Consider the following 19,648-nt stretch of genomic DNA (forward strand, 5'->3'; position numbering starts at 1 on the left):
ACCTTTAAGATACGAAAATCAATGCTTCTTTGAAAATATAAAATATAAAAAAAGAGACTGCCTTTTTAGACAGCCTCCTTTCTTGTTTTTACTATTTGTTTAGTCTTTTATAATTCCTCTCGAAATTACAATCTTCTGAATTTCAGAAGTACCTTCATAAATCTGTGTAATCTTAGCATCACGCATCAAACGTTCTACATGGTATTCTTTTACAAATCCATTTCCACCGTGAATTTGAACAGCTTCAACCGTATGCTCCATGGCAACTTTACTTGCATAAAGCTTGGCCATTGCGCTAGACATATCATAATTATTACCTTGATCTTTATCCCAAGCAGCACGCATTACTAACATTCTAGCAGCTTCAATTTCGGTATGCATATCGGCTAATTTAAACGCGATAGCTTGATGGTTGCAAATTTCTGTACCAAAAGCTTTACGTTCTTTAGAATATTTTAAAGCTAATTCATAAGCTCCAGCTGCAATTCCTAAAGCCTGTGCTGCAATACCAATTCGTCCACCAGATAATGTTTTCATAGCAAATCTAAATCCGAATCCATCATCACCAATTCTGTTTTCTAAAGGTACTTTTACATCATTAAACTGTAACGTATGTGTATCACTTCCTCTAATTCCTAATTTATCTTCTTTCGGTCCGATATCAAAACCAGGCATGCCTTTTTCTAAAATAAAAGCATTAATACCATGAGACCCTTTGTGCTTATCTGTTTGGGCAATTACGATATACACTTCTGCGCGTCCACCATTTGTGATCCAATTTTTCGTACCATTTAATAAGTAATGGTCGCCCTTGTCAATAGCTGTTGTTTTCTGAGATGTAGCATCACTACCAGCTTCAGGTTCACTTAAACAAAACGCACCAATACATTCGCCAGTGGCTAATTTTGTTAGATATTTTTCTTTTTGAGCTTCATTTCCATAAGATTCTAATCCATAACAAACCAAAGAATTGTTTACAGAAACCATTACAGAAGCCGATGCATCAACTTTAGATAATTCCTCCATAATAAGGACATAAGAAATTGCATCCATGCCACTTCCTCCATATTTAGGATCGACCATAATGCCTAAAAACCCTAATTCGCCCATCTTGCGTACTAAGCTTTCAGGAAAAGTTTGTGCATTATCGCGTTCTATAACACCAGGAAGTAATTCTGTTTGTGCAAAATCTCGTGCTGCATCACGAATCATTAAATGTTCTTCTGTTAAGCTAAAGTCCATAAACTATAATATTATTGATTTCTTAAAAATTTGATGCAAAGATAATTTATTATTGCGGTATTTTCAATAAGGAATATTATTTTTACTCATATGGCAAAATATAATTACAACATTATTGCAGTAATGTCCGGAACATCATTGGATGGCATAGATCTTATTTATGCGACTTATAATGTAGATAACAAATGGGATTTTAAAGTTCATTATGCTGAAACGATTAAGTATTCACCACAGTGGAAAACCGTATTGGGAGGATTGGTAAATCAGTCAATGGATCATTTACAGGCTATTGACGCGGAGTATTCTGAGTATTTAGCGACGGTGATTTCTAGTTTTATTAAGAAGCACTCCATTGAAGCTATAGATTTTATTTCTTCGCATGGACACACCGCGTTACACCAACCAGAGCAAGGATTAACATATCAAATTGGTAATCAGCAAATTTTAGCTGATATGTTAAATAGAAATGTAATTTGTGATTTTAGGGTTGAAGATGTAGAACTAGGAGGGCAAGGCGCACCATTAGTTCCCATTGGTGATCGTTTGTTATTTAATGATTTTGAATATTGCCTTAACTTAGGTGGATTTGCTAATATTTCTTTTGAATCTAAAAATGAAAGAATTGCTTATGATATTTGTCCAGTAAATATTGTGTTGAATCATTATGTCTCTAAATTAAACCTAGAGTTTGATGATAAAGGTCAATTAGCTTCCGCAGGAAACGTGAATAAAAGTTTATTATTACAACTTAATGCGCTGCATTATTATAAAGAGGAGCCACCAAAATCTTTAGGTTTAGAGTGGGTAGATTTAAATATATTCCCATTAATTGAATCCTTTCAGCTTGAAACGGAAGATATACTAAGAACCTTTGTTGAACATGTTGCCCTTCAAATTTCAAAAGTTTTAATGGAAAAAAACACAAAAGTCTTGGTTACCGGCGGCGGTGTCTATAATAATTTTTTAATTGATAGGTTACGGCAGTTATCAATAGTTGAAATTGTAATTCCACAGAATGAGATCATCGAATTTAAAGAAGCGTTAATTTTTGGATTATTAGGTGTACTCAAAAAAAGGAATGAAATTAATTGCTTAAAAAGCGTGACAGGGGCAAAACGAAATCATTCTTCAGGAAAAATATTAATTCCGAAAAACAGAATTTAATTAAGCTTTCACTTGGATTGTTTTTTATATTTGTTATTGAATAATAAATGTATCAAAATTGATAAAAGATTTACTTCACACATACGAAAATAAGGAACCTGAAATTGTGTTCCATTGGAATGACGCAGAAACAGAAGCCGAAGGTTGGACTGTAATTAACTCGTTAAGAGGTGGTGCAGCTGGTGGTGGAACACGAATGCGCAAAGGATTGGATAAAAATGAAGTGCTTTCCTTGGCAAAAACCATGGAGGTGAAATTCACTGTCTCTGGTCCAGCAATTGGTGGAGCAAAATCTGGAATTAACTTCGATCCTCAAGATCCAAGAAAAAAAGGAGTTTTACAGCGTTGGTATGCAGCCGTTTCACCATTACTTAAAAGTTATTACGGTACAGGTGGTGATTTAAATGTAGATGAAATTCATGAGGTAATTCCAATTACCGAACAAAGTGGTGTTTGGCATCCTCAAGAAGGTGTTTTTGAAGGTCATTTTAAACCAACAATAGCTGATAAGATTAATAGAATTGGTCAGTTAAGACATGGAGTAATAAAAGTGATTGAAAACCCGAGCTATTCTCCTAGTGTTAATAGGAAATATACTGTAGCAGATATGATTACTGGCTATGGAGTAGCTACAGCAGCAGAGCATTTTTATGATATTAATGGAGATTCTATTAAAGGAAAACGTGTTATTGTACAAGGTTTTGGTAATGTAGGAGCTGCAGCAGCGTTTTATTTTGCTCAAATGGGAGCAAAAATCGTAGGTATTATAGATAGAGATGGTGGGTTAATTAATAAAGACGGATTTTCATTTAACGACATAACCGATTTATACTTAGCTAAAAACAGCAATACACTTATCGCGGATAATCTAATTCCGTTTGCTGATATCAATGAACAAATTTGGTCGTTACAAGCAGAAGTTTTCGCGCCTTGCGCAGCTTCACGTTTAGTGACTCAAGATCAAATAGATCAAATGATAAATACAGGTTTAGAAGTTATTACCTGTGGTGCAAACGTTCCTTTTGCTGATAAAGAAATTTTCTTTGGCTCAATAATGGAATATACAGATCAAAAAATTAGTTTAATACCAGACTTTATTTCAAACTGTGGTATGGCTAGAGTTTTTGCTTATTTTATGGAGCGTAAAGTACAAATGACCGATGAGGATATTTTTAAAGACACCTCTAACGTTATAAGAAAAGCATTAAAAGAAGTACATAAAAATAATCCGACAAAAACAGGTATTAGCGAAACTGCTTTTGAGATTGCTCTCAAACAATTAATATAATTAATTACTTTTATAATTAACACTATGGAAACCGTAATAATACTTGTATTCGTTCTTGGCTATTTAGCCATAACCCTAGAACACAATATAAAAATAGATAAATTAATTCCCGCTTTAGTAATGATGGCTATAAGTTGGGCGTTAATATCCCTAGGTATTGACAATTTTACGCAATGGTTTGATTCGGCTACGCATAACTTAATGGATAATTTTGGTTTGCTTCCGCACGAAGAGAAAATGCATATGATGGAAGAAACCTTACTCCATCATTTAGGTAAAACTTCTGAAATACTTGTCTTCTTATTAGGTGCTATGACCATAGTTGAAATCATCGATTATTTTGACGGCTTTTCAACAATTAAAGGTTTTATAAAGACAAAGAGCAAACGGAAAATTCTTTGGATTTTTGGGTTCTTAGCATTCTTTCTTTCGGCTATCATAGATAACCTTACTGCAACTATTGTATTAATCTCAATTTTACAAAAATTAATACATGATAGGGATGTTCGTATTTGGTATGCAGGTTTAATTATCATTGCTGCCAATGCTGGTGGAGCTTGGTCACCTATTGGAGACGTTACAACGACAATGCTTTGGATTGGTAAAAAAGTAACTACGGGTCATTTATTTGTGTATCTATTCTTACCATCATTAGTTTGTATGTTGGTTCCTACATTTATAGCTTCTTTATTACCGGCCTTTAAAGGTAAAATTGAATCAAAAGAAGAGGATAGTGATAAACCGAAAAGTAAATACAGCGCTATAATGTTGTATTTGGGGCTTGGTGGTATTGTATCTGTTCCAATTTTTAAGACAGTGACACATTTACCTCCTTATGTTGGTATGATGTTGGCATTAGGTGTTGTCGCTATTTTTGCGGAAATATATAGTAATACTAAATTTAGTATGTCTAACCATGACTCAGTAGAAAGTGATGCACACGCACACCACAGTCCTGTTCACTACTCATTATCTAAAATTGAATTACCAAGTATATTATTTTTCTTAGGAATCTTAATGGCAGTGGCAGCTTTAGAGTCTTTAGGTATTTTATTTGGTTTTGCAGGTACGCTTCAAGACACAATGCCGATGCTAGGAACTGAATTACATCATGGTGGTGTTTCGGACTTAGTTGTTCTTTTATTAGGAGTAGGATCAGCAGTCATTGATAATGTGCCACTTGTTGCGGCAAGTTTAGGAATGTTTACAGAGCCAATTGATAATGAGCTATGGCATTTTATAGCGTATTCAGCAGGAACAGGTGGAAGCATGTTAATTATCGGTTCTGCAGCAGGAGTAGTTGCTATGGGAATGGAAAAAATAGATTTCTTTTGGTATATTAAAAAAATATCATGGTTAGCATTATTAGGGTTTTTGGCAGGAGCTGTGGTCTTTATGTTTACAAGAACTATCTTTTAATACACATACTTTTGTTTCAAAACAGACGTTATACAAATAGTTAAAAATAATTTCAATTTTTAGAATATGATAGCATTCAGTACTATTCAAGATGAAGTAGCCGTTTTAACTGATGGAGAATCAGTAGAAAAGACTTTATCCATAATAGAATTAATTACAAGTGGTGGAACATCAGGAATGGTGATTATTTTCATTTTATTCCTACTTTTAATTGTATCCGTATATATTTACTTTGAACGCATTTTCGCCATAAAAGCAGCATCTAAAGTCGATTCAAACTTTATGAATCAAATTAAAGATCATGTGAGTAATGGTAAAATTGATTCCGCTCAAATGTTATGTGCACAGCAGAATTCACCAGTATCTCGCCTAATCGCAAAAGGGTTGACAAGAATTGGGAAACCTTTAGAAGATATTAATACGGCTATTGAAAATGCAGGTCGATTAGAAATATACAATTTAGAAAAGAACGTTAGTGTTTTAGCAACCATTTCTGGTGTTGGACCAATGATTGGTTTCTTAGGAACCGTAATTGGTATGATTATTTCAATTTTTGAATTGGCAAATGCAGGAGGTACTATTCAAATGGATGTTTTAGCAAGTGGATTGTATACCGCTATGACGACAACCGTTGGTGGACTTATAGTAGGTATTGTTGCTTATGTGGCATTTAATCATGTTGTGGGGCGAACCAATAAAGTCGTTTACCAAATGGAGGCGAATTCGATAGAATTTTTAGATCACTTAAACGAACCAATCTAATTATGAATATTAGAGGACGAAATAAAGTTACACCAGAATTCAATTTTGCGTCTATGACCGATATTGTATTTCTGTTATTAATCTTTTTTATGATAGCGTCAACATTGGTAAGTACTAATGCTATTGATATTGTGTTACCTAAAGCAAGTGGTAAGACTGAGAATAAAAAATCAACAGCAGTAAGTATCAAAAAAGATTTGACCTATTATATCGATCAGAAACGTGTAGGCGAAAGTGTTTTAGAAACACAATTAATATCCATATTAGGATCACAAGACGCGCCAACAATTGTCTTAAGAGCAGAAAAATCTGTTCCGGTAGAAAATGTAGTGAAGGTTATGGATATCGCAAACCGAAACAAATTTAAAGTGATATTAGCTGTTCAACCTAATTAAGCGACATCATTTTTGAAAACAACTTATTCTTTTCTGTAAGATTTCAAAGATCTGACAGGTTTATATAAAACAAATGAAATATTTAGAGACCAAACACGAACGTAATTCTGCAAGAATCACAGCACTTATTGCTTTGATACTACTTTTGCTATTGTTTGTTGTGGGCCCTCAATATATGGATCCACCAGAAGAATATGGTGTAGCCGTAAACTTTGGAACTACAGATTTTGGTAGTGGAAATAAACCATTAAGTGAACCAAAGAAGGCTGTTGAAGATAAAGTTGTAGAAGAAGAGGTTGTTGAGGAAGTTCAGCCAGAGGAAGCACAAGTTGCTCCTGCAGAAGCGGCATCAAAAGCAGAAGAGGTAATGACCCAAGATAATGCCGAAGCACTTGCTATTAAAAAGCAAAAAGAAGCTGAAGCAAAGGTAAAGGCTGCAGAAGCGAAAGCGAAAGCGGAGGCCAAAGCTGCTGCAGAAAAAGTAGAACGCGAGAAGCGTGAAGCTGAAGAAAAGAAACGTGCAGAAGAAGCAGAGAAAAAGAAACAGCTAGACAATCTTATTGGTGGAGTTAAAAACGCTTCAGGTACTACTGATGGAGGTGAAGGACCAGATAAACAAGGTGGAAATAAAGGACAACTAGATGGAGATCCTTATGCGGCAAGTTATTTTGGTGGTTCAGGACCAGGAAAAGGTGGAATTGGCTATGGTTTAGGTGGTAGAGGAAGACCATCAAAACAGATTTTTAAACAAGATTGTAATGAATATGGTCTGGTGGTGGTTAGAATTGAAGTTAACCAACAAGGAAAAGTGATTAAAGCGGAACCTGGTATTAGAGGAACAACCAATACGCATCCTTGTTTATTAGAGCCAGCTAAAAAAATAGCGATGTCTCATAAATGGCCAGCAGATGCTGATGCACCAACAACTCAAGTTGGTTTTGTAAGTATTAACTTTGATGTAGGTCAATAGAATGAATTATCAAGATACTGTGAATTGGATGTTTCAACAACTTCCAATGTATCAAAATAAAGGCAACTCAGCTTTTAAAAAGGATTTAACGAACACCATTAATTTAGCGAAGCATTTAAACCATCCTGAAGATCGTTTTAGGTCTATTCATGTTGGTGGTACAAATGGTAAAGGGTCTACAACGCATATGCTCGCTTCAATTTTACAAGAAGCAGGTTATAAAGTGGGTTTATATACCTCGCCGCACTTAAAGGACTTTAGAGAACGTATCCGCATTAATGGTAAGGTTATTACCGAGCAATCTGTTATCGGTTTTATTAAACGAAATAAAGCATTTCTAGAGGCGAATCAACTGTCTTTCTTTGAAATGACTGTTGGTATGGCATTCGAGTATTTTGCAGACCAGGAAGTGGATATTGCAATTATAGAAGTTGGATTAGGTGGACGCTTAGATTCAACAAATATTATTACACCAGAATTATCTGTAATTACAAATATCGGTTACGATCATACGCAAATGTTAGGGCATACTCTTAAAGAAATTGCGGGTGAAAAAGCAGGTATTATCAAACACAACATCCCGGTGGTTATCGGGGAAACACATTCTGAAACGGAACATGTTTTTAGGATCAAAGCAGAAGAAAAGGAATCTACTATTTATTTTTCGGATCAATTAATTGATACAATTTTAGAGAGTGATTTAAAAGGAGCTTATCAAATTCATAATATAAAAACGGTTTTACAGTCGGTAACGATTTTAAAAAGTATAGGGTTTACTATTTCTGAAAAGAACTTAGAAAAAGGACTTTTAAACGTCGCTACAAATACGGGTTTACAAGGGCGTTGGCAGATTTTAGGGGCTGAACCAAAGATTATTTGTGATACAGCTCATAATAAAGAAGGCTTAACTTCTGTGATGAAACAATTACATGAAGAGTCATTTGATCACCTTCATATTGTCTTTGGGGTGGTTAATGATAAAGATTTAGAGCCTATAATTCCTCTATTACCTAAGCAGGCTACCTATTATTTTTGCAAACCAAATGTGCAAAGAGGGCTAGATGCTAAAGTTTTGAAAAAAACTTTCGGGGATAATGGTTTAAAAGGGAAGGTTTACGAGAGTGTAGAATTTGCTTTAAGTGTCGCAAAATCAAACGCTAAAGTAACAGATTTGATTTATGTAGGAGGCAGTACTTTTGTTGTGGCAGAAATTATTTGAATTTTTTTAAAAAAATGTTTTGAGATATTAAAAACTAGACTATATTTGCAGTCCTAATAAATAGGGCGACTAGCTCAGTTGGTTCAGAGCACTTGGTTTACACCCAAGGGGTCAGGGGTTCGAATCCCTTGTCGCCCACAAAGTTCACAGAAATGTGAACTTTTTTTATACGTTACTTCATTTATTAGGGCGACTAGCTCAGTTGGTTCAGAGCACTTGGTTTACACCCAAGGGGTCAGGGGTTCGAATCCCTTGTCGCCCACATCAAAAAGAATCCCGATTTACTTTAGTAAATCGGGATTTTAGCTCCAAAAAAGTACCAAGGCAACGGTTTGAGTTGCTTTTTTTGAGTTAAAATTCCTAGAATCGCTCAAGCGATTCGGAATTGTATTTGAAGGAGTGGTTTCGTAAAGGGATATATAATCCTATTTTAATTTACAAAAGGCTCGAAATGGTTTTGAAAACAAAAATATGGGTCATTAACTCAGTTGGTTCAGAGTGTCACGTCGACAACGTGGAAGTCACTGGTTCGAATCCAGTATGACCCACTTAAATAATAAAAGCCTTTCAAGAAATTGAAAGGCTTTGTTTGTTATAATTAATATAGTAAAGAGCTCTATATTGCCCTTATCTATTGCGATTAATGCTAGGTTATTACTTTACAATTAAATGTTTTGGTAGATCCGCTACATTTTCACAACATAGCTGTTCCATGACTTGTTGAAATTCGCGTTTCATTAAAGAAATGGTATGGTTTCCTCCTTCTTTTCCTAATGCTCCAACACCATACATAAAACTACGTCCCATGAATGTAAATTCTGCTCCATTTGCCATTGCTCTTGCAATATCTGGACCACCACGTAAACCAGAATCTACCATGATTTTGATCTCATTCTTATACTTTTTTGCCAAATGCGTCATGGGTACAATTGAAGATTGACCAGCATCTAACTGTCTCCCACCATGATTAGATACAATTAATCCATCAACACCTAAATTAATCGCTTTTTGAGCATCTATTTCATTTACAACACCTTTTATAACTAATTTCCCTTTCCATTGATCTCTTATAGAAGCTATTCTGTCTTCATTTAAACGACCAGAAAAAGTAACATCCATAAATTCACCTAATTTTTTCAAATTTAGTCCTTTAGGCATATATTTTTCCATGGTTTTAAAAGCAGGTTGTCCGTGTATTAAAGTTTGAATAGCCCAATCTGGTTTTCTAAAAACTTCAATAATATTTTTTAGACTCATAGATGGTGGCATTGCTAAGCCATTTCTAACATCTCTAGGTCTGTAACCAAATGTTGGTACATCTGCTAGAATGACTAAAACATCAGTTCCTGCATGTGCAGCTCTATCTAATAAATCTCTTTTTACTTTTTCTTCAGCAGGATGATATAGTTGAAACCAAGATTTTCCTTCTGTTAATTCTGCAACACGTTCAATACTAGATGTGGTTACTGTACTTAATATAAAAGGGATGTTATGATTAAAAGCTGATTTCGCCAAAATCTCTGGTGAATTTGGCCACATTAACCCTTGTAAACCAACTGGCGCAATTCCAAAAGGAGCATCGTAAGTATGACCAAACAATTCTGCTTTTAAATTAGATTTGTCAAATTTTGATAAATATTGTGGCATCAATTCAATTTTCTGAAGATCAGTACGATTTTTATCTAAATTGATATCTTCATTACATCCACCATCTAAGTATTCAAAAGCGAATTTTGGCATTTTAACCATTGCTCTTTTTCTTAAATCTGTTACTGAAGGATATTTGGGATTTATTTTTATTTCCATATTAAAATTTCTAAAGTTTTAATTACGCTTTCTTATTTATAAATCTTTAAAGTTCGATAACCATAAATTGCGATAAAGCAAAAACATATAAAAGGCAAAATAAATGAGAAATTCACACCAGAAAATGGTCCTATTTTTTCAGTATCTATCATTAATCCTTGTAAAATTGGCATTAAAGCACCTCCAACAATCGCCATTACTAAACCAGCTGCACCAATAGCAGTATCGTCTGCTCTTAAACCGTCTAATGCAATACCGTAAATGGTTGGGAACATTAAAGACATAAATGCTGAAGTAGCCACTAGTAAATAAAGTCCTACAATACCTTCAATGAGTATAACACCAGATGTTGTTGCCATAGCACAAAGTGCAAAAATCATAAGTAGTTTTCTTGAGTTAACATACTTCATTAAAAATGTACTTATAAATCGACTACATAAAAATATGGCCATGGCTACAATATTGTAGTTTTGAGCTTCTGCTTTTGGTATGCCTAAGTTTCCTGCGTATTGGATAATGAATGTCCAACACATAATTTGAGCGGCAACATAGAATAATTGAGCTAAAACACCTTCTTTATATTTTCCGTTTTTGAATAATCTTTTAAATGACGATGCAGCACTAGTTGGATTATCGCTAACCGTTCTTTTAGGCATTTTGGTTAATGATATAACCACCAACATTGCTATAACTACAAAGCCAAGAATGACATAAGGATTTCTAATGATTTCTAAATCGTGCGTTCTAATAATTGCTTTTTGCGCTTCATCAAGTGTACTAAAAATGAGCTCACCAGCGGCATTTCGTTTGTCAGAATCTAAGGCCACAAGGATAAATTTTGAGGCTACAAACATGCCAAATAACGATCCAATAGGATTAAAAGCTTGTGCTAAGTTTAAACGTTGGGTTGCTGTACGCTCGTCGCCCATTGATAGAATAAAAGGGTTGGCTGTAGTTTCTAAAAAAGCCAATCCAAAAGTTAAAATGTATAAAGATCCTAGAAAGAATCCGAAGACTTCAAATTTCGCAGCAGGATAAAATAAAAGCGCTCCAATAGCATAAAGTGTTAAACCTAATAGGATACCTTTTTTATAACTGTATTTTCTAACAAAAAGTGCAGCAGGAATAGCCATCGTAGCGTAACCACCATAAAAAGCTAATTGTACTAAAGCTGCTTTTGCGGTTGAAATCTCCATTACGGTTCCAAATGCTGCTACCATAGGGTTTGTAATATCATTAGCAAATCCCCAAAGCGCAAACAAAGATGTGATGAGTACAAATGGTACTATGACCTCTTTAGATACTACTGGTATTTTTGTTGAATTCGTCATTTAGTCTTAGTATTTTAGTTACAATGAAAAAAAAGCACCATTCAAATTAATATCTAAAAATGAATAGTGCTTTGATAATCTAATCTTAATTTCTATCTATATTGTGCATAGATCACCTTCGTTTGAAGGTATTCTTCCATACCATGCTTTCCATCAGCTCCACCGATTCCAGATTTTTTCCATCCTGCATGGAACCCTTGAATCGCTTCAAAATGCTCTCTGTTGATGTACGTTTCTCCGTATTCTAATTCTTCTGCAGCGTGCATTACTTTATTAAAGTTTTCTGAGAAAATTGATGATGTTAAACCATATTCAGAATCATTTGCCATTGCAATTGCCTCATCCAAAGTGCTAAATTTCATTACTGGTAATACAGGTCCAAAAACTTCTTCTTGGATAATCTGCATATCTTGTCTTACATTAGTTAACAATGTAGGTTGGTAGAAATAGCCTTTATCAAACTGGCTAGATTTTTGTCCTCCAACTAAAACTTCTGCACCTTCTTTCTTAGCAAATTCAACCATTTCGGCTACTTTATCTAATTGCGCTTTAGAAACCAATGCACTCATATCGGGATTGTTATCAGAAAAAGCATCTTCTACTTTTAAAGCGTTCATTTTAGCAGTAACCATGTCTAAAAATTGATCGTGAATAGATTCTTCAACATAAACACGTTCTGCACAATTACATACTTGTCCACTATAAATAATTCTAGAACCAACAACGGCATTAACCGCTAATTCTAAATTTGCATCAGCACAAACAATTGCAGGGGCTTTACCTCCTAATTCTAAAGATACTTTTGTAATGTTTTCAGAAGCCGCTTCCATAACTTTCTGACCTGCAAATACACTACCAGTTAAACTGATAATTCCTGTAATTGGACTTTTAGATAAAGCGTTTCCAACTACTGGGCCAGAACCACACACAAAGTTTAATACACCAGCTGGTAATTCGATTTTTTGTATTAAATCTACCCACTCCATAATAGTATTTGGAGCAATACAACTAGGTTTAATTACACACGTATTTCCTGTTATTAATGATCCTGCAACTTTTCTTGCCATTACAAAAAATGGGAAGTTCCAAGGTAAAATCCCTACAGCAACACCAATAGGTGCTTTATGTAAGAAGATATGTTCTTTTTTACGATCACTTTGTATAATTTCACCTTCTATTCGTCTTGCAAATCCTGCATAATAATCAAAATAATCGGCTGTAACATCAATTTCTACTTGCGCTAATCCAATTACTTTAGCTTGTTCTGCGGCTAAAGTTTTAGCTAAAAACACACGATTTTCACGAATGACATTAGCCATTTTATTTAAATAGCCAGCACGTTCAATTGCTGTTAGAGATTTCCAAGCGTATTGTGATGCTTTTGCAGCATCTAATGCTTTATTCGCATCTTCAACAGAACCATGTGGTATCTCTGACAATACTTCTTCTGTACAAGGGTTAAGTACTTTTGTTACTTCTGAAGAAGTAGATTTTACAAACTTTCCGTTTATAAATTGATTAAATTCTTTCATGAGTGTTTACGTTTAGTTTATGTTGTGATATGTTTAATAAATTCGAAGTTTTTCTTATAAATAAACAAAAGCTCGAATTCTTAATTGCCAATGTGGTTAACAAACTTATCTAACAATGTGTTTTTAGTATTTATCCATATTAATCAATAATATGTATAATTTAAACATTGAAGGGTTTTAGTGTTTGAATTTTCAACCGTATTTGGTGTCAAGAACCCATTAATTATCATTGAAATTTGCTGACCTATAACCGAATGGTATTGGACTCTACAAAGAATGATAGAATTAGATAAAGTCGGTTTCTCAAATCCGTCAATTGCTTGCTCAAAATCCTCATAAGCCTAAAAACACACATTATTAGCCTGAAGTATTAAGTATTTAGAAAGCGTAGTCTAGGTATATTTTCCAGATTTGTAGGATGCCGGAGTTAATCCTGTAACCGATTTAAACACGCGTGAAAAATGATAGCGATCAGAAAACCCTAAATTAAAAGCGACATCTTCAATAGACTTGTTAGTGTGTTCAAATAACTCGCAAGATTTTGCGATTTTTCTATTTTGAACAAATTGATGTAATGTAACGTTCATTTCATCTTTAAATAATCGTGCAAATGAATTTGGTGCCATATTAACCAGCGATGACATTTCAGTGTTGCTTAGTTTTTTGTCAATATTGACTTCAATATAGCGGATGACTTTTAAAACACGTTCGTCTATATTAATGGTTTTCCATAATTCGGGACCAATATTAGTAAGTGCTTCTTTAATGAAGGCTTGTAGCTTTAAATTAAAGGTGAGTTTGAAATTTTTATTTTCAACTTTTAAACGATTGGTTAAATAGTTTAATCGGTCCTTTAGGTAATCGGTTAATTCAATTTTTAGAATACCAGGATAAACACTATCAAAAGGCACTCCTAAATTAAAGTGAACGAAAAAATGGATTAAGAACATGTTTTCTAATTCCGCCTCATCGTGATTGCTATTCAACTGCTTTCCTGAGACATGAATGCCTTCCGTATAAATGTGGTTTTTTGTATATAGTGATGAAAATGAAGTAAACGGAGGAATAATATAGATATGATCCGGATCCATTTCAAAAACAGTATCCTGATGAATTAATTGACCACCTGTGTTTTTATTCCAATATAGTCTCCAAAACGGAAATACCATTTCATGACAGTCCCATAGATCTAATAACCAATATCGGCAACATAACATCTTTAATTTCAGGTCAATAAAATTTTGATGATTTGCGGAAGGATCGCCTAATTCTATTTCTTTTACAAACTTCATGAAGCACTAATGTTTGAATTAGATACAAAAATACAGATTTTGAATATTTAATAAGGTGTATTCTGTCTCTATTTTTGTTACAATAATTTTATTTAAAAAAAGATGAACCATCCATAACTAAAAAAGCAATACTTAATGTTGTGATTAATATGGATGCACCACTTGACAAATAAAAATAATAAACATAAACAAATGAAAACGATAAAACTCCCAGTACAGGTAGAAGCAGAATTAAAAAAAGTATCCGAAGTCGCGGGTTATTTATGGCAACGTGAATGGGCAGAGCGAAACGCAGGAAATATTTCAATGAACTTAACATCTTACTTTTCAAAAGAAGAAGTGCAAGGTATTGGGACAGAAATTCCATTTGAATTTCCAAAAGGAGCTGCAGGATTTGTAATCTACATTACAGGTACTGGTTGTTATTTAAGAGATTTAGTAGACAAGCTTGAAGAAGCGTCTTGTATCTTATATATCAATGAAGATGCGACAGCGTATTCAGTTATTTGGGGAGGTAAGCGTGAAAACTTTGGACCAACGTGTGAGTTAATTTCTCATGCAAGTATCCATTTATTCAATTCTATTCATCATCCAGAGAATTTAGCGGTTGTGCATACACATCCATTAGAATTAATCTGTATGAGTCATCATGAGTTATTTGATAATGAAGAAGAATTAAACAGACAAATCTGGATGATGTGTCCTGAGGTAAAAGTATTTGTTCCTAAAGGAATTCACTGTACACCTTATGCTTTATCTAGCACCGCAGCTTTAGCAGAAGTAACTATGGAAGCGTTTAAAACAAGAAACGTATCCTTATGGGAAAAGCATGGAGCAACAGCAACAGCGCCAGATGTAATGAAAGCTTGGGACTTTTTAGATGTAGCAAATAAAGGAGCTAAAATGTTAATGATGTGTTGGGCAGCAGGTTTTCAACCCGCAGGACTTTCTAACGATCAATTAACAGAATTAGAGCAATTCACATAATAAAAAAATATAATCATGAGTAGATTAATAGGTAGACTACCAAAAGTAGGAATTCGTCCGGTGATTGATGGACGTGAATTAGGTGTAAGAGAGTCTTTAGAAGTTCAAACTATGGACATGGCTAGAGCAGCAGCTAAATTAATAGAAGATACGTTACGTTTTCCAAGTGGAGAAAAAGTAGAGGTTGTTATTGCAGATACTACTATTGGTGGTGTTGCAGATGCAGCAGCTTGTGCCGATAAGTTTAAAAGAGAAGGAGTTGAAGTGTCATTAACAGTAACGCCTTGTTGGTGTTATGGAACAGAAGTTATGGACACTGACCCTTTAACACCTAAAGCAGTTTGGGGTTTCAACGGAACTGAAAGACCAGGTGCTGTGTATTTAGCAGCAGCATTGGCAGGTTATTCTCAAAAGGGATTACCAGCGTTTGGAATTTATGGTAAAGAAGTGCAAGATGGTGGTGACCAAACGATTCCTCAAGATGTATCTGAAAAAATATTACGTTTTACAAAAGGGGCTTTAGCAGTGGCTCAAATGAAAGGTAAATCTTATTTATCTATAGGATACAGTTCAATGGGTATTGCAGGTTCTATGGTAGATGTCAATTTTTTACAAGATTACTTAGGTGTAAGAGCTGAGTTTGTAGAGTCTGTAGAGCTTTTAAGACGTATTGATGAAGGTATTTATGACCATGACGAATTCGAAAAAGCATTAGCTTGGACGAAAGAAAACTGTAAAGAAGGAAAAGATTATAATACACCTGAAACACAGAAATCAGCAGAAGTAAAAGATGCTGAATGGGAAAAAGTTGTGAAAATGACTTTAATCTGTAAAGATTTAATGAACGGAAACCCTAAGTTGAAAGACATGGGATTCGGTGAAGAATCTAAAGGTAGAAATGCTATTATGGGAGGTTTCCAAGGACAACGTCAGTGGACAGATTACCAACCAAACGCGGATTATACGGAATCTATTTTAAATTCATCTTTTGACTGGAATGGTGTTCGTCAAGCGTACACATTCGCAACAGAAAATGATTGTTTAAACGCTATTTCTATGTTGTTTGGCCACCTGTTAACGAATAAGGCGCAATTGTTCTCTGATGTCCGTACGTACTGGAGTCCTGAGTCTGTAGAGCGTGTGACTGGTAAAAAATTAACTGGTATTGCAGAGAATGGAATTATTCACTTAATCAATTCTGGTTCTACAACTTTAGATGCAACAGCACAACAAACAGATGCTGATGGTAATCCTACAATGAAACCATTTTGGGATATTACAGAAGAAGAAGTACAAAAATGTTTAGATAACACAAAATGGCCAGCAGCAATCGCTGAATATTTTAGAGGTGGAGGATTCTCTTCTCAATTTAAAACAAAAGGGACTATTCCATTAACAATGTGTAGAATTAATCTTGTAAAAGGGATTGGACCCGTTTTACAAATTGTAGAAGGATGGAGTGTTGAATTGCCAGAGGATGTTCACGAAACTTTAAATGAAAGAACAAACCCAACTTGGCCAACAACATGGTTTGTACCAAGAACAACAGGAACAGGTTTCTTTAAAGATGTCTATACTGTAATGGCAAAATGGGGAGCCAACCACGGTGCGATTTCTCATGGACATATTGGTGCCGATTTAATTTCTTTAGCTTCAATGTTACGTATTCCTGTTAACATGCATAATGTTAGTGAAGACGACGTATTTAGACCAAGTGCATGGTCTGCTTTTGGAGAAGGCTTAGAAGGAGCTGATTATAGAGCTTGTGAAAATTATGGTCCGTTATACGGATTTAAAGATTAATTAGAATAATTCAAAAGGGTGTTTGGCTTTAAAAATCAAACACCCTTTTTTTAATTTTGAACTGTGATGGTGAATGTAATTGCTGTAATTGATATAGGGAAAACAAATAAAAAAATACTCTTGTTTAATGAAGAGTTTGACGTCGTATACAGAAATGCAACACGCTTTGATGAAGTTGCTGATGAAGACGGTTATCCTTGTGATGATATCGAATCTATAGAAAACTGGATTCAAAATGAGATAAAAAGAATACAAGCTGAAGGTGACTATGCTATAAAGGCTATTAATTTTTCTACCCATGGTGCTAGTCTTATTTATTTAGATGATCACGGCAATAGAATTACACCTTTATATAATTATTTAAAGCCGTTAAGTTTAGACACGTATCATGAGTTTTATGATGCTAATGGAGGGCAGGAAGAGTTTTCTAGAAAAACAGCATCTCCCGCTTATGGCATGTTAAATACAGGACTTCAAATTTTAAAACTACAAAAAGAGAAACCAGAATTTTGGAATAAGGTAGATACGATTTTACATTACCCTCAATACCTAAGTTATCTTTTTACCAAAAAAGTAACTGCAGATTTTACGTCTGTAGGCGCACATACAGCGACCTGGGATTTTGATACGATGCAGTATCATAAATGGGTTTCTGATTATAAATTAAATTTACCGACACCACAAAATGGTAAAGAGGCCATAGTAAGCACTTTTAATGGTGAAGAAATTGCTATTGGAACAGGATTACATGATAGTTCGGCGTCTATTATTCCGTTATTAGAAACAGAAAAAGACAACGAATTTATTTTACTATCTACAGGAACTTGGATTATAGCCATGAATCCTTTTAGCAAGGAAACCTTAACACAACACCAATTAAAAAATAACTGTTTGTGTTTTATGACTCCACAGAAACAGCAGATAAAATCGTCTATGCAGTTTCTTGGAAAAATACATGAAGTTTATATCGCTGCTTTAAGTACGTATTTTAAAGTAGACATCGATACACATTTACAATTAGAGTTAAATGAAGCGTTGTGTAATGAACTCATTAATGCGAATGCACGCGTATTTTTAGCGGAAGGGATTGATAGTGATTTTGAAGCACATCCGTATTTATTAACCAATTATAACAATTACGAAGCAGCTTATTACCAATTGGTTTTTGAAATTAGTAAAAAAGTAATTCAAGGTATTAATTTAATTTCTGATGAAAATTCTGTGATTAAAGACATTTATATTTCTGGTGGGTTTAATAAAAACCTAATATTTATTGCGTTCTTAAAGCTGTTAAAAAATGATATCGAAATAAAAATTTCTGATTGTAAAAATGAAAGTGCTTTAGGTGCTGCATTGATGATGAAATCATATATCTAAAAAAATAAAGCAACTATTATGAGTCATCAAAAAACTACTTTAGGAGAATTTATTATAAAAAATCAAGCTTCGTTTCCCTTTTCTAGTGGAGAACTATCTAGTCTTTTAAACGCATTGCGTTTGGCTGCAAAAGTGGTGAATCATGAGGTGAATAAAGCGGGTTTAGTAGATCTTTTTGGCGATTCTGGTGATGTTAATGTTCAAGGAGAACATCAACAAAAATTAGATGTATTTGCGAATAAAACATTTATACAATCTTTAAAGAATAGAAATATTGTTTGTGGTATTGTTTCAGAAGAGAACGATGAATTTATAACCATTGAAGGGCGCGATAAAGAATCAAATGGGAAGTATGTCGTATTGATGGATCCTTTGGATGGTTCTTCTAATATTGATGTGAATGTGTCTGTTGGGACTATTTTTTCAATTTATAGGAGATTAACTCCGACAGGTACTCCTGTAGAAGAAAAAGACTTTTTACAACCAGGCAGAAACCAAGTTGCAGCAGGCTATATTGTGTATGGTACGTCTACCATGTTGGTGTATACCACAGGAGATGGTGTTAATGGCTTTACGCTTAATCCGGCCATTGGATCTTTTTACCTTTCGCATCCAGATATGAAATTTCCAGAAAATGGTGCTATATATTCCGTCAATCAGGGAAATTATAGTCATTTTCCAGAAACAGTAAAGAAATACATAAAATACTGTCAGGAAGTTGACGGAGATAGACCGTATTCACAACGCTATATTGGTTCTTTAGTTTCCGATTTTCATAGAAACATGATAAAAGGAGGAATCTATTTATACCCAAATAGTACTGTTAATACCGATGGAAAACTCAGATTACTTTACGAATGTAATCCCATGGCATTTTTAACAGAGCAAGCGAGCGGTATAGCTACCGATGGAGAGCAAAGTACATTAGATATAGTACCCACTCATATTCATGAGCGGGCACCATTTTATTGTGGAAGTCCTTCTATGATAAAAAAATTACTTGAATTTATTAGGCAATAGATTAAAATCCGTATATTCTTGTGTCAAACTAAATATATAAC

The 19,648-nt window shown here is 34.3% G+C and carries 16 protein-coding genes and 3 tRNA genes; 14 read left to right on the forward strand and 5 right to left on the reverse strand.

The features are described 5' to 3' along the window. Positions 1–99 precede the first annotated feature (99 nt). Positions 100–1,242 carry an acyl-CoA dehydrogenase gene (locus HM984_RS04755; protein WP_115811286.1) on the reverse strand — a complete coding sequence of 381 codons (1,143 nt, stop codon included), beginning with the start codon at positions 1,240–1,242 and terminating at the stop codon, positions 100–102. Between the two features lie 90 nt (positions 1,243–1,332). Here HM984_RS04755 and HM984_RS04760 point away from each other — a divergent pair, with 90 nt between their 5' ends. The 10 genes from HM984_RS04760 to HM984_RS04805 all read left to right on the forward strand — a co-directional run bounded on the left by HM984_RS04760 (position 1,333) and on the right by HM984_RS04805 (position 9,007). Continuing rightward, complete coding sequence (locus HM984_RS04760) at positions 1,333–2,406, forward strand: anhydro-N-acetylmuramic acid kinase (protein WP_179348319.1); 1,074 nt, start codon at positions 1,333–1,335, stop codon at positions 2,404–2,406. Positions 2,407–2,467: 61 nt separating this feature from the next. Beyond that, a complete protein-coding gene (locus tag HM984_RS04765) occupies positions 2,468–3,694 on the forward strand; it encodes a Glu/Leu/Phe/Val dehydrogenase dimerization domain-containing protein (protein ID WP_115811313.1) in 1,227 nt (408 codons plus the stop codon). 24 nt (positions 3,695–3,718) lie between these two features. After that, positions 3,719–5,113: a sodium:proton antiporter NhaD gene (gene nhaD / locus HM984_RS04770; RefSeq protein WP_115811282.1), complete on the forward strand. Its 1,395-nt coding sequence runs from the start codon at positions 3,719–3,721 to the stop codon at positions 5,111–5,113. A 66-nt stretch (positions 5,114–5,179) separates the two neighbouring features. Continuing rightward, complete coding sequence (locus tag HM984_RS04775; protein WP_020895290.1) at positions 5,180–5,875, forward strand: MotA/TolQ/ExbB proton channel family protein; 696 nt, start codon at positions 5,180–5,182, stop codon at positions 5,873–5,875. 2 nt (positions 5,876–5,877) lie between these two features. Further along, the gene (locus HM984_RS04780) at positions 5,878–6,270 is read left to right on the forward strand and encodes an ExbD/TolR family protein (RefSeq protein ID WP_115811280.1); all 393 of its coding nucleotides are present in this window, start codon (positions 5,878–5,880) and stop codon (positions 6,268–6,270) included. Between the two features lie 73 nt (positions 6,271–6,343). Then, complete coding sequence (locus HM984_RS04785) at positions 6,344–7,240, forward strand: energy transducer TonB (protein ID WP_179348320.1); 897 nt, start codon at positions 6,344–6,346, stop codon at positions 7,238–7,240. 1 nt (position 7,241) lies between these two features. Further along, positions 7,242–8,459: a bifunctional folylpolyglutamate synthase/dihydrofolate synthase gene (locus HM984_RS04790; protein WP_179348321.1), complete on the forward strand. Its 1,218-nt coding sequence runs from the start codon at positions 7,242–7,244 to the stop codon at positions 8,457–8,459. 63 nt (positions 8,460–8,522) lie between these two features. After that, a tRNA-Val gene (locus HM984_RS04795) sits at positions 8,523–8,597 on the forward strand. A gap of 49 nt (positions 8,598–8,646) precedes the next feature. Beyond that, a tRNA-Val gene (locus HM984_RS04800) sits at positions 8,647–8,721 on the forward strand. A gap of 211 nt (positions 8,722–8,932) precedes the next feature. After that, positions 8,933–9,007, forward strand: a tRNA-Val gene (locus HM984_RS04805). A 106-nt stretch (positions 9,008–9,113) separates the two neighbouring features. On the opposite strand, the gene HM984_RS04810 is transcribed toward HM984_RS04805, so the two are convergent. The 4 genes from HM984_RS04810 to HM984_RS04825 all read right to left on the reverse strand — a co-directional run bounded on the left by HM984_RS04810 (position 9,114) and on the right by HM984_RS04825 (position 14,420). Beyond that, positions 9,114–10,265: an alpha-hydroxy acid oxidase gene (locus tag HM984_RS04810; RefSeq protein WP_179348322.1), complete on the reverse strand. Its 1,152-nt coding sequence runs from the start codon at positions 10,263–10,265 to the stop codon at positions 9,114–9,116. Between the two features lie 32 nt (positions 10,266–10,297). After that, positions 10,298–11,596 (reverse strand): L-fucose:H+ symporter permease, encoded by a 1,299-nt coding sequence (gene fucP, locus HM984_RS04815; protein ID WP_179348323.1) that lies wholly within the window; start codon positions 11,594–11,596, stop codon positions 10,298–10,300. Positions 11,597–11,688: 92 nt separating this feature from the next. Continuing rightward, entirely contained in the window at positions 11,689–13,128 is a 1,440-nt protein-coding gene (aldA, locus tag HM984_RS04820; protein ID WP_115811270.1) for an aldehyde dehydrogenase, read from the reverse strand. Positions 13,129–13,520: 392 nt separating this feature from the next. Continuing rightward, the gene (locus HM984_RS04825) at positions 13,521–14,420 is read right to left on the reverse strand and encodes an AraC family transcriptional regulator (RefSeq protein WP_179348324.1); all 900 of its coding nucleotides are present in this window, start codon (positions 14,418–14,420) and stop codon (positions 13,521–13,523) included. A 192-nt stretch (positions 14,421–14,612) separates the two neighbouring features. On the opposite strand from HM984_RS04825, the gene rhaD reads away from it, so the two are divergent. The 4 genes from rhaD to fbp all read left to right on the forward strand — a co-directional run bounded on the left by rhaD (position 14,613) and on the right by fbp (position 19,607). After that, positions 14,613–15,407, forward strand: coding sequence for a rhamnulose-1-phosphate aldolase (gene rhaD / locus HM984_RS04830; RefSeq protein WP_179348325.1), 795 nt, complete (start codon positions 14,613–14,615; stop codon positions 15,405–15,407). Between the two features lie 15 nt (positions 15,408–15,422). Then, the gene (locus HM984_RS04835) at positions 15,423–17,210 is read left to right on the forward strand and encodes an L-fucose isomerase (RefSeq protein WP_179348326.1); all 1,788 of its coding nucleotides are present in this window, start codon (positions 15,423–15,425) and stop codon (positions 17,208–17,210) included. Between the two features lie 66 nt (positions 17,211–17,276). Beyond that, entirely contained in the window at positions 17,277–18,587 is a 1,311-nt protein-coding gene (locus HM984_RS04840) for an FGGY family carbohydrate kinase (protein WP_179348327.1), read from the forward strand. An 18-nt stretch (positions 18,588–18,605) separates the two neighbouring features. Continuing rightward, on the forward strand, positions 18,606–19,607 hold the full coding sequence (fbp, locus tag HM984_RS04845) for a class 1 fructose-bisphosphatase (RefSeq protein ID WP_115811262.1): 1,002 nt from the start codon (positions 18,606–18,608) through the stop codon (positions 19,605–19,607). Positions 19,608–19,648: the final 41 nt, after the last annotated feature.

This window comes from Winogradskyella pacifica (assembly GCF_013403915.1).
Classification (GTDB): Bacteria; Bacteroidota; Bacteroidia; order Flavobacteriales; family Flavobacteriaceae; genus Winogradskyella; species Winogradskyella pacifica.